Origin of the sequence: Prosthecobacter sp., assembly GCF_044222345.1 — a bacterium.
Lineage (GTDB): Bacteria > Verrucomicrobiota > Verrucomicrobiia > Verrucomicrobiales > Verrucomicrobiaceae > Prosthecobacter.
This window is the reverse complement of the sequence record NZ_JBGANL010000001.1, coordinates 306,327-318,216: the sequence shown is the minus strand read 5'-3', so window position 1 is coordinate 318,216 and position 11,890 is coordinate 306,327. Positions and strand designations below refer to the sequence as shown.

The window sequence follows — 11,890 nt, the reverse complement described above, 5'->3', positions numbered from 1 at the left end:
TTGTGGAAGCCGCCACGCTACCTAGCCGCAGCCCCGTGTCACTTGTCAAACAAGGCCCAGAATTTTTTCTCGGAGGCCTTCTGCTTGCCCTTGGCTTCGCGCAAAAACGGTGCCAGCGAGGCCAGGTTCAAGATCACGTGATTGAGGAAATTGAACGGCGTGCGCAGAGGACGCTCGAAATCCACAAACAACACCACGCGGTAGCCGTCGGTGTCATTCCAGACTTCATGATTATACGTGTCATCAAAGATGATCGCGCTGCCTTCCTGCCAGGCATAGACCTGATCGGCGATGCGGATGCGGCACTGGTGGCGCGGCTCCGGCACCATCAGCCCAAGGTGCATGCGCAGCACACCCGCGAACGGGCCCCGGTGCTCCGGGATGTGCTTGTTCGGCGAAAGGATCGAGAAAAAGCCGGTCGTGCAGCCGGGGATCTTGGCCAGCACCTTCATGGTCTCCGGGCAGTGGCGGGCGTTTTCCTCGCAGTCCATGCCGACCCCTTTAAGGAAGAACGTCTTCCACTGGTCATCGCCTTGGATCATGCCGACCTCCTTCACGATGTCCTGAAAGCTGGGCATCGCATCCCGGTATTTCATCACTGAATCGACTTCGGCGCGCACCTTCTTCCAGTCCGCCTCAATGTCCTTCACCCAGGGGAAGTGCCGCGAGTCATAGATCGGCGGATCACCGTGAATGGAACAATGCGCAATGACCGCCTCAACAACGTCCTGCAGACGATTAACGAGGCGCTCCACCCAGCCGCTGGCCGGAAAGGTGCGGTGTCGGCGGTGATAGGCGTCAATCGGCTTGAGCTGGAAACCGGCCGGGACAGTGGCAATGGGTGAGGATGCTTCGGAAGGCATGAGACTAAACTCCGTAACGAGTAACGAATTTGTGACCTCTTGCAGCCAAAAAGAGCGCGTCAGTCGTTCAAAACCACACCGCGTTCAGGCAATGTGCTTGCCGTAGGCCGCAGCATCCATCAGCGCGTCCAGCTCAGCCGCGTTGGACGGTTGAATTTTGAAAATCCAGCCGCCGGTATAGGGCTCACGATTGAGCAGGCCCGGATCACCGCTTAAGGCCTCGTTGATGGCCACAATCTCCCCCGCCACTGGCGCGTAGATGTCGCTCGCCGCTTTGACGGACTCGATCACGCACACCTGCTGCCCCGCGCTGACCTGGGTGCCCACCTTCGGAGGATCCACAAAGACCACGTCCGTCAGCTCCGCCTGCGCATGATCCGTGATGCCGACCGGAGACGGGCTTTGGGTGGGATCAATCCATTCGTGGGAGTCACGGTAGCGGAGATTTTCAGGGACGTTGCTCATGGGGATGTCAGTTGGGAATATTAGAGGGAGGGCTTGCGATAAAACGGCTTCTTCACCACTTCCGCCGGGAAACGCCGCCCGCGGATTTCGATTTCCAGAGTGCTGCCGATCGTGGCGGCGCTCAGCGGCACATAGGCCATGCCGATGCCAGCTCCGAGGCTGGGAGACTGCGTGCCGCTGCACACCTCACCGATGATCTCCCCGGCAACTGCCACCGGATAATGTGGGCGCGGCGGAGGGGCCGCGCCAGTCATGCGGAAGGCGGCCAGTTTGTCCGGCAGTCCGGCGGCCTTTTGCGCCACCAGCGCCTCGCGGCCGGTGAAGTCGCCCTTGTCCAGATCCACAAAGAAACCGAGTCCCGCCTGCAGCGGCGTGCGCTGCTCAGAAAGATCATTGCCATTGAGCGGATACCCCATCTCAAGGCGCAGCGTGTCTCGGGCCCCGAGACCGCATGGCATGCCGCCGGCAGCCTTCACGGCATCCACGATTTTGCGGAACCACGCTTCCGCCGTCTCCATCGGCATGAAAAATTCAAAACCTTCCTCCCCGGTGTAACCGGTGCCGCAGAGCCACATCGGCCCTTCGCCGGTCATCGAGACAAGAATGGTGTTGTGCTCCGGAAAGGATGCCGAATCACCAAAGATCGCCGCCGCCACTTCGCGTGCCTTCGGGCCCTGGATCGCCAGCCCGGCCGTGAAATCACTCGCGTTGGCCATCATCACCTCATCGTCCTTGTTGAGCTGGGTTTCCAGATGCGCCCAGTCCGCATCGATGCGCGAAGCATTCACCACAAGGTAAAATTCACGCTCGCTCGTGCGGTAGGCGATCAGGTCGTCGATCACGCCGCCGAGCCCGTTCAGCAGCAGGGTGTACTGCCCCTGCCCGGGCTGCAGCTTGGTGATGTTGTTCGTCAGCACCCGGTTCAAAAATGCTTCGGCATCCGGACCGCTCACGATGAACTGCCCCATGTGCGATATATCAAACACGCCCACGCTCTGCCGCACGGCCTTGTGCTCGTCGACGATGCCCGTATACTGCACCGGCATGTCCCAGCCGGCAAAGGGCACCATGCGGGCCCCCATTTCCACATGCACAGCGTGTAGGGGAGTACGGCGAAGAGGAGTGAGGTCAGACACAGTGCGCGCATGTTGTGAAGCGCGGAGGCTTTGTCAATTCTCACGGCATTTTGGGCCGATTTCTGAATGCCAATCTCATTTGCAGGCCCTCGCATCCGCTACATACTCCGCGTCCCCCAATCGCCCGCGAAAAAAAGCCCCAACCATGGCAGCACCCTTCCTCACTCAGGACTTGCACATCCGCTGGTCCACCCTGACCCCCGAACACATCGAAGCCGACATCCGCGCCGCTCTTGAAAAAGCGCAGGCAAATCTGGATGCCGTCATCGGTCAGGATCGCGGCAAGCTGATGAACTTTGACTCCGTCGTGCTCGGCCTCGACGAATGCACCCGCGAACTGAACGAAGCCTGGGGCCTGGTCACCCACCTCGATTCCCTGTGCAACTCCCCCGCCCTGCGCGAGGCGCACAACAAGATGCTGTCCGAAGTCAGCTCCTTTTTCGCCAAGATCCCCCTCAACGAGCATCTCTGGGACCTCTTCGTCACCTACAGCAAGACCGACGAGGCGAAGCATCTCCCCCCAGTGCGCAAACGCGCCCTGCAGGAGGCCATGGAAGGCTTCATCGAGGCCGGCGCCGATCTGCCGCCCGACAAGAAAAAGCGCATGGAGGAGATCGAGGCCGAGCTCTCCAAGCACACGCAGAAGTACTCTGAAAACGTGCTCGATTCCACCAACAAGTGGGAGATGCTCATCGAAGACGTGGATCGTCTCAAAGGCCTGCCGCAGACCGCCATCGACGCCGCCAAAGCGGATGCTCTGGCCAAAAACCTCGGCACTCCCGAGAAGCCCGTCTATCGCTTCACTCTGAAGGCCCCCTCCATGATTCCGGTCATGGAATACCTCGAAGACGAAGGCATCCGCCGTCAGGTCTGGGAAGGTTCCTGCAGCATTGGCCGCGGCGGCGAACACGACAACACTGAGCTCGTCTGGAAAATCCTGCGTCTGCGCCATGAGAAGGCGCAGATCATGGGCAAGGCGAACTTCGCCGACCATGTACTGAACCATCGCATGGCCAAGAATGGCCAGAGCGCCCTCCGTTTCATCACGGATCTCTACGAGCGCGTGCATGAGGCCTTCCAGCGTGAAACCATCGAGCTTCAGGAGTTCCGCGCCGACAACGCCCACCAGGCCGTCGACCTCTTCGAACCATGGGAAGTCTCCTTCTGGAGCGAACGCCAGCGCAAATCGAAGTACGATTTTGATGAGGAGGAGCTGCGCCCCTACTTCCCCATCGACAAGGTGCTCAACGGCATGTTCCAGCTGGCCGAAAAGGTCTTCGATCTGCGCATCACCAGCCGCGAAGTCATCTACGTCGAGCCCGGCAAAGAAGCCCCGGCCAATGTCAGCACCCAGCCCGGCAAAGCCGGTCCCGTGGAAGTCTGGCACCCTGAGGTGAAATTCTACGAAGTGCGCAACGAGAAGGGCGTCCACATCGGCTCCTTCTACGCTGACTGGCATCCGCGCGACTCCAAGCGCGGCGGAGCCTGGATGAATTATCTCAGGATGGGCGTCCCCCCCAGTGGCGAGCGCGACCGCCGCCTGCACCTCGGCCTCATCTGCGGCAACATGACCCCTCCCGTGGACGGCAAGCCCGCCCTCCTCACCCATGATGAAGTCACCACCGTCTTCCATGAGTTCGGCCATCTGCTCCACCAGCTCTGCGGCAATGTGGAAATCCCTTCGCTCAACGGCGTCAGCGTTTACTGGGACTTCGTGGAGCTTCCCTCGCAACTCATGGAAAACTTCTGCTGGGAACGCGAGAGCCTCGACCTCTTCGCCCGTCATCATGAAACCGGCGAAACGATTCCCGCACGCCTCTTCAAAAAGCTGCTCGCCGCCAAAAACTACCGCAGCGCCAGCGACATCATGCGCCAGCTCGCCTTCGGCAAGCTCGACCTCGAACTCCACATGCACCACGCCACCGATGAAGGCGTGGACCTCGACAAGCTCGCGCGCTCCATCCTCAAGGGCTACCTCATGCAGCTCAAAACCGAGCAGCCCACCATGGCGCGGCGTTTCGGCCATCTCTTCAGCAGCCCCGTCGGCTACGCCGCCGGCTACTACAGCTACAAATGGGCCGAAGTGCTGGATGCCGATGCCTTCACCCGCTTCCAGCAGGAAGGCGTGCTGAACCCCACCGTCGGCCGCGAATTCCGCGACACCATCCTCAGCAAAGGCAACTCCGAAGACCCCGCCAAGCTCTTCCAAAACTTCATGGGCCGCGACCCCGACGCCATGGCCCTCCTCGTCCGTGCCGGCCTGGCATAAAGTAGGATGGGTGTGGCGACAGCCCGCCCGTCCATGAGCGCGTGGAAAACACCTATGACTTTGGTCTCCTCCCAAAGCCGGGCGGCTGTCTCTCCATCTATGTCTTCGCCGCCCTCCCCCGATACGCCACGGCAAAGAACACACACACCACCGCCGTCAGCGCCGTCTCTCCCCACCAGAAGCGCGACCAGTCCGTGATTTTCCCCACCGTGCAGGCATCAAACCACCAGCCGCCGCCTAGATAGCCCAGCAGATTGCCCACGCCGCTCATCAGCATGGCCAGCAGCGCCTGTGCACGCACCCGCCATTTAGGGTCGATGCGCTCCTCCAGATAAATCTGCGTGGTGATGAAATAGAGCGTGTACGCAAACCCATGCAGAAAGGTGCCCAGCATCACACTGGCCAGCGTGTCGATGGTATTCAGCGAGTAGCGCACGACACAAATGGCGATCCCCGAGAGGAACACCCACTTCAGCCTGAACCGCGCCATCACGTTGGCCAGCAGCAGCATCACCAGCACCTCCGTCGTCTGCCCCAGAGATATGACTGCGGAGATGTTCTGCACACCAAGATCATGCAGCTGCCGCGAAGTGTAGGGATAAAACGCCGCCAGCGGGATGCAGTACAAAGCAGCTGTGATGAAGACCACGCGGTGATCACGGTGGATGAGCAGCCCCAGCGCATCTAGGCCCAGAATCTGTTTCCAGGTGCGGTGCTGCACCACTTCTCCGGGCGGGATCATCGGCAGCCGCCACGTCAGGCTCATCACCACTAGCCACAGCCCCGCAGCGGTCACTCCCGCCACCAGCGAGGCATCCGCCCGCAGCACAAAACTCACCGTCCAGCAGCCAGCCATCCAGCCCCCGGTCGCCCACGCACGCAACGGGCCAAACTGCACCTTCGCATCGTGAAGCTGAGAAAAAACGATGCTGCTGGTCACGCTCCACGCGGGCAGAGCCACCAGCGCCAGCACCTGCGCACAGATCAACACGGCCCCGTCACTCCAGCCCCAGTCCAGGGCACCACAGGTGAGCAGCAGCGCCAGGCTCGTCGCCGCCGTCAGCCAGCGCAGCAGCAGCACCGGCGAATGCTTCTGATCCGCCAGCGCCCCCACAAACAGCGGCGAAATGAACGCCGCAGTGGCAGTCGTGGCAAACACCCACGGCACCAAGTGGCCGCGGCCGTGCGCGTTGAAGACGTTCGAAAGCGGCACGCTCCACATTCCCATGGGCAGCGCCGTGCAGAAAAACAGCGTCGCCAGCGATTTGCGGCTGGCCTTGGCATCCGGGGCGGGGTTGGACATCGTTGTTATTTTTGAAATAAGCCGGGAGGACGCAAACTCCAACAACGAGTCTGTAAAAAGCGTTGGTTGCACCTCCGGCCCGCCTTTCCATCTTCCGCGACCTTTCTACCTCCCCTCCCAACCTCCCTTTTTTCATGGAAAACGTCATCATCATCGGCACCGGCTGCGCCGGATACACCGCAGCCATCTACACCGGCCGCGCCAACCTGAAGCCCCTGATCCTCTCCGGCAACATGCCCGGCGGCCAGCTCACCACGACCACGGAGGTCGAAAACTTCCCCGGCTTCCCGAACGGCATCATGGGCCCGGAGCTGATGATGAACATGCAGACCCAGGCTGAAAAATTCGGCGCACGCATCGAGTACGCCCTCGTCAGCAGCGTCAAAAAAACCGCCGCAGGCCACTTCGAAGTCCACACCGATGGCGGCACCGTCTATGAGGCCCACACCGTGATCGTCGCCACCGGCGCCTCCCCCAAGCACCTCGGCCTGCCCAACGAAAAAAGCCTCATTGGCAAGGGCCTGACCAGTTGCGCCACCTGCGACGGCGCTTTCTACCGCAACGTCCCCGTCTGCGTCGTGGGCGGCGGAGACAGCGCCTGCGAGGAGGCCGGTTTCCTCACCAAATTCGCCAGCACTGTTTATCTCATCCATCGCCGTGACGAACTGCGCGCCTCCAAGATCATGGCAGACCGCGCCCTCGCCAATCCCAAGATCAAGCCCGTCTGGAACTCCACCATCAGCGAATACCTCACCGATGAGAAGGGCGAGATGCGCGCCGTCACCCTCGAAAACCTCGTCACTGGCGAGAAGAGCGAACTCGAGCTGAAGTGCGTCTTCGTTGCCATCGGCCACGTGCCAAACGGCCAGTTCCTCGGCGATCTCGTCGATACCGACGAAGGCGGCTACATCCTGCAGACCCAGGGCACCCGCACCAAAACCGAAGGCCTCTTCGCCGCAGGCGACGTCGCCGACCACGTTTACCGCCAGGCCATCACCGCCGCCGGTCAGGGCTGCGCCGCCGCCCTTGAAGCCGAGCGCTATCTCGCCGACCACGGCGTGCATTGATCCTCTGGTCGTAGGATGGGCGTGGCGACAGCCCGCCCGTCCATCAGCGTGCGGCAAACACCACCTTATGCGCGCGCCACAAACCGCAGCCGTGTACCAAAGAGGCAGAACCCGCGATAAAGCAGGCCCTTCCCAATACCACCGGAATGCTCACTCTGTAAACAGCACCCGGTGAATCGGCGCCGGGTACGGCACGTCCGGCCCCTTCGCCTCCGTCCAAAGAATGCGGTTCAGCTCATCCTCCGGCGCTTCATCGAACTCATCAAAGTCCATCATCGCACTGGCCTTCGCTCCAGGCGATGCCGGAGTGTTCTTAGCCAGAAGGTCCACCTTGGGCTCCCGTGCGCGGTACTCCCTCATCACAGGCTCATTCGTAAAGCAGCGGAACATCGGCGTCGCACCCGCGTCATACTGCGTCATCGGCGGCAGGCCCAGAATCAGCTCCATCGTGCGGATCATGCTCGCCGTCGTGTAAAGCGTGTGGTCCAGGCTGCGCGGCTTCACCCACGGGCTGATCACAGAGCCGATCGTGCGATGCGCATCCACATGGTCTGGCCCGTTCTGCGCATCGTCCTCGATCACGAAAATCGCCATCTGCTTCCAGAACTTCGACTTGGTGGCCGCTTCGACGATCTTGCCAAAAGCCAGGTCATTGCTGCCCACGCAAGCCGCAGGCGTGTGCGCACCGGGCGTGGTGCCCTTGGTGTGGTTTTCTCCCAGCGCCATGATGGTAAAGCGCGGCAGCTCTCCGGTCCTCTCGGCCTCATGCAGGTCGTTGATCCAGTTCTGGCATTTGTCCATGTCCCGCGTTTCGCTCCACTTCCCGCGGTTGACACTCGGCACACGCTGCGCGCCTTCGCCATACGTCTTGAAGCTGATCCCCGCACGCCTGCACTGGTCCCACAGATAGCCCGCCGTCGGTGTTTCGAGCTCGTCATTCCCCGGCAGCTTGTCCTTGCGGGAGGAGTAGCTCTGCGTCCACGAGCGCTGATTCCAGTCCGTGGCTATCGCCGCATCGCACCAGCTGTGCCCGTCCACGCTCACCTCTCCGTTGCAGTACAGATTGTCCAGCAGCACGTAGTCACGAGAGAGCTGATGCTGGTTGGGTGTCACATCCTCGCCGTACAGCGTGATGCTCGGGTCGCCGTTGCCGATGGTCCTGCCCTTGGCGTCCTTCAAGTCTCCGAGCACCTGGTCATAGGTGCGGTTTTCCTTGATGATGTAGAGCACGTACTTGATCGGGCAGGGCTCGCCCACCTTGGCAGGGATCACGCAGTCGTTCGGCTTCTGTGCCGTGCGCAGCATCTCCGGCTTGTAGGGCGAGTTTTTCCGCACCTGTGCCGTGTAGGCGGTCATCTGCTTGTCATCCGGCTTGGGGATGAAGCTCACGCTGCCGTCCAAGGTGCGCCCGGGGTGGATGGCCTTCTGCTTTTCCCCCGGTTTGAGCTCGCCGTCCTTGCTGGGGTCCGGCATGGCGCTGATTCCCTTGCCATTGCCCACCAGCAGCGTGCCGCCATCGCTGCTGACCGCCAGGGAGGTGGGGTACCACCCCACGGGGATGAAGCCCTCCACCGCGCTGATCTTTTCCACATACTTCTCCCCAGGTTCCGAGACAGACTCGCCGATGTTCACCACCATCACGCAGTTGTTGTCCGCATTCGCCACAAACAACGTCTTCCCATCCGGGGAAACCGCCAGCGCATCCGGCGTGCTGCCTTCAGGCGACTGCGGGTAGAGCGAAGTCGAAATAATCTCGCGCGTCCCGTCCCACAGCCGGCGGGAGGAGTCGGGGTCCTCGCCCTTCTTCTCCAGCGTGCGGGTCTGGATCACATGCACCGTGTTGTCTCCCGCGCACGCCACAAACAGCCGACCGTCCGGTGCCAGCACCATGTCATTCGGGCGCACCCCCACGCTGAGATCGCGCAGCTTTTTCCCCTGGGTCGCATCCACGATCGACACACTGCGCGCGCCCCAGTTGCTCACATACACATGCTGCTTGTCCGCGCCAAAATGGCACGAGTGCGGGTGCAGCCCCACGTCCACCGTCTGCTCCACCGCCAGCGTCTCGGCATTCAGCACCCACAGCTCGTGGTTGGCCTCGTTGCACACATACAGCCTGCCGTCTTCCGGATGCACGGCGATGCCCGCCACAAACTTGGGCTGGCCCTCTTTCGCCACCTTCACCGAGGTCAGCGGGGTAAACGCCCCGGCCTCATAATTAAACACGTGCACCTCTCCCGAATTGCCGCCGCTCACAAACAGCCTCTTTCCCTCGCGATCAAACGCCAGCCCGTTCCAGATGTGCGGGATGGGGATGAACTGCGTCTGCTTCTGTTCTGCCACACTGAGCACTGCCAGCCCGGGACTGTTGTACCCCGCGCACACGGCCACCGCCACCTTGCCGTCTGGGGAGAGGATCATCTTCAGCGGCATGTCTCCCGGCAGTGTCACATGGCTGCCTGCGGGGGAGAGCTTCCACCCGTTGAACAGCGTCCCGCTCCCGGACGGTTTGGAGGGCGTTTCGGCATGGATCAATGTGGCTAAGACAAGCGGAAGGAAAAGAGCACGGCGCATGGGCAACAAACGCCGGAAACCGGCCTTTTTCGCTTTTCTCCGCAACATCCCTGCCTCCCTGCCCTCCAGCAGGGGATTCAGCCCCCTTCCAGCATGGATTGACGCTGGACAGACGCGCTGTGGCACGGCATATGATCGCGGCTTTTCAGGCCGCGCAAACGTACCCCTCACGCATGAGTCAATCGGCAATCCCCCAGGCCATCCGCATCCTCCTTCTTCCCGCCCTCGCACTGCTGGCTTCCTGCCAGAGCGCCAGCACACGCGGGCAGACGCAATATCTCGAAGCCTTCTCGACCACAAGCGTCCCTCATTCCGCCCTGTACAACGCTGACCAGGACTCCTACTGGGATGGCGATGGCATGTCCGGAGCACCCAGCATCATCATCGACATCAGCGACCAAAAGGCCTACTTTTACAAAGGCGGCGCACTCGCGGGTGTCTCCGCCTTGTCCACCGGCGACGAACGGCATGCGACCAAGCCCGGGAACTTCAAAATCTTCGAGAAGGATCAATGGCATAAATCCAACCTCTACGGCGACTTTGTGGACAGCGCTGGCAATGTCGTCCAGGCCAACGTGGATGTCACCAAGGACAAGGCGCCTCCAGGCACGCGGTTCGAAGGCTCCAAGATGCACCACTTCATGCGCTTCGTCGGCGGCATCGGCATGCACGAGGGTTTCCTGCCCGGCTACCCCGCTTCCCATGGCTGCGTCCGCATGCCACCTCACATGGCGGCCATTTTTTACCACAACGTCTCCAAAGGCACCCCCGTAACGGTGCGCCCTTGATAATTTGCCGACGCTGAAATCATGACACCGGAAACCCCGCTCGAAATCGAACCCGTGGATGTCAGCAATCTGCTGTCACGCCCTGGCGAGCGCAGTTTCCGCCTCATCGACTGCCGCGAAGAAAGCGAATGGCAGATCTGTCATCTTCCGGACGCGCAGCTCGTTCCTTTGTCTCGCTTCGGCGAACTGGCGCCCCAGGTCTTCACCGATACTCAGGAGCACGTCATCATCTACTGCCACCACGGCATGCGCAGCCTGCGCGCCACAGAGTTTTTACGGCAGCGCGGCATCATTCGTGCACAGAGCATGCGCGGCGGCATCGACGCCTGGTCGGACATGGTCGACCCCGCAACGCCACGTTACTGACACACATCCGGATGAGTTTGCTGTGGCACCCAGTGCCTGCGCGACTACCCTTCACGCCCCCCCCCCGCACACGCACCCACGCATGGTACGACTCATCACACAGCAAGGACAGCTCATCGACTGGAATGACGAAAAGACCCATCCGTTCCCGGATAATCTCGTCTTCCTCGATTTGCTGAACCCCGGCCGTGCCGAGGAGCTGGAAGCAGAAAAGTGGCTCGAATACCAGCTCCCCACGCGTGAAGAAATGCAGGAGATCGAGGAATCCAGCCGACTCTACACCGAGAAGGGCACGCTCTACATGACCGCGTGGCTGCCCGTCGGACTGGACAACCCGGATCCTGACAACACGTCCATCTCATTCGTCATCGCGCCCGACTGCCTCACCACCGTGCGCTATGCCGATCCCCTGTCCTTCCGCATACTCGCCGATCAGGCCAAACGCCAATGCACGCTGCCTCTGACCAGTGATGCGGTCTTCCTCCTGCTGCTGGAGCTCATTGTCGCCCGCATCGCCGATGCGCTGCAAAGCGTCGAAGGCGACATGAAAAAAATCTGCCGCGACATCTTCAGCCTCGATCCGCACAAAGCGCACGCCGCGATGGAAAAAGACCTCAGCGATGTGGTCAAGCTGCTTGGCCGCCGCAGCGCCCTCGTCGCCAATGTACGTGAGAGCCTCCTCAGCATCAGCCGCATGCTGCAGTACTTCCTCAACAACGCCGCCAGTTGGATGCGCGCGGACCTCGCCGCTCAGTTCCGCAGCGTCATGCGCGACATCAAGAGCATGGACGACTACACCAATCAGCAGACGCAGGAGATGACCTTCCTGCTGGAGTCCACGCTCGGCCTCATCAACATCCAGCAGAACCAGATCATCAAGATCTTCACCGTCGCCAGCGTGCTCTTCATGCCCCCGACCCTCATCGCCAGCATCTACGGCATGAACGTCGGCCTCCCCGCCGCCACCAACGGCTGGGCCTTCCTCCTCGTCATGGTCATGATCGTGCTCTCCGCGATCCTCCCCATCGTTTACTTCAAGCGCAAGCGCCTGCTCTGAGT

General features: G+C 61.4%; 10 protein-coding genes. 5 read left to right on the top strand and 5 right to left on the bottom strand.

All coding sequences use genetic code 11. The features are described 5' to 3' along the window. Positions 1 to 38 precede the first annotated feature (38 nt). From ACILSL_RS01245 to gcvT, 3 genes are all read right to left on the bottom strand, one after another. Positions 39 to 863 carry an aspartyl/asparaginyl beta-hydroxylase domain-containing protein gene (locus ACILSL_RS01245; protein WP_395730173.1) on the bottom strand — a complete coding sequence of 275 codons (825 nt, stop codon included), beginning with the start codon at positions 861 to 863 and terminating at the stop codon, positions 39 to 41. 84 nt (positions 864 to 947) lie between these two features. Continuing rightward, the gene (gene gcvH / locus ACILSL_RS01240; RefSeq protein ID WP_395730172.1) at positions 948 to 1,328 is read right to left on the bottom strand and encodes a glycine cleavage system protein GcvH; all 381 of its coding nucleotides are present in this window, start codon (positions 1,326 to 1,328) and stop codon (positions 948 to 950) included. A gap of 20 nt (positions 1,329 to 1,348) precedes the next feature. Continuing rightward, positions 1,349 to 2,464, bottom strand: a complete 1,116-nt coding sequence (gcvT, locus tag ACILSL_RS01235; protein ID WP_395730171.1) for a glycine cleavage system aminomethyltransferase GcvT — start codon at positions 2,462 to 2,464, stop codon at positions 1,349 to 1,351. 145 nt (positions 2,465 to 2,609) lie between these two features. Between gcvT and ACILSL_RS01230 the strand changes: the two genes are divergently transcribed. Then, the gene (locus tag ACILSL_RS01230; protein WP_395730170.1) at positions 2,610 to 4,733 is read left to right on the top strand and encodes a M3 family metallopeptidase; all 2,124 of its coding nucleotides are present in this window, start codon (positions 2,610 to 2,612) and stop codon (positions 4,731 to 4,733) included. Between the two features lie 97 nt (positions 4,734 to 4,830). Here ACILSL_RS01230 and ACILSL_RS01225 read toward each other — a convergent pair whose 3' ends face one another. Beyond that, a complete protein-coding gene (locus tag ACILSL_RS01225; protein WP_395730169.1) occupies positions 4,831 to 6,036 on the bottom strand; it encodes an MFS transporter in 1,206 nt (401 codons plus the stop codon). Positions 6,037 to 6,170: 134 nt separating this feature from the next. Between ACILSL_RS01225 and trxB the strand changes: the two genes are divergently transcribed. Beyond that, a complete protein-coding gene (trxB, locus tag ACILSL_RS01220) occupies positions 6,171 to 7,103 on the top strand; it encodes a thioredoxin-disulfide reductase (protein WP_395730168.1) in 933 nt (310 codons plus the stop codon). A gap of 150 nt (positions 7,104 to 7,253) precedes the next feature. Here trxB and ACILSL_RS01215 read toward each other — a convergent pair whose 3' ends face one another. After that, a complete protein-coding gene (locus ACILSL_RS01215; protein ID WP_395730167.1) occupies positions 7,254 to 9,677 on the bottom strand; it encodes a beta-propeller fold lactonase family protein in 2,424 nt (807 codons plus the stop codon). A 173-nt stretch (positions 9,678 to 9,850) separates the two neighbouring features. On the opposite strand from ACILSL_RS01215, the gene ACILSL_RS01210 reads away from it, so the two are divergent. From ACILSL_RS01210 to ACILSL_RS01200, 3 genes are all read left to right on the top strand, one after another. Next, positions 9,851 to 10,465 (top strand): L,D-transpeptidase family protein, encoded by a 615-nt coding sequence (locus tag ACILSL_RS01210; protein ID WP_395730166.1) that lies wholly within the window; start codon positions 9,851 to 9,853, stop codon positions 10,463 to 10,465. Positions 10,466 to 10,486: 21 nt separating this feature from the next. Then, positions 10,487 to 10,831, top strand: coding sequence for a rhodanese-like domain-containing protein (locus ACILSL_RS01205; RefSeq protein WP_395730165.1), 345 nt, complete (start codon positions 10,487 to 10,489; stop codon positions 10,829 to 10,831). Between the two features lie 82 nt (positions 10,832 to 10,913). Further along, entirely contained in the window at positions 10,914 to 11,888 is a 975-nt protein-coding gene (locus ACILSL_RS01200) for a magnesium transporter CorA family protein (protein ID WP_395730164.1), read from the top strand. The last annotated feature ends 2 nt before the right edge of the window (positions 11,889 to 11,890 follow it).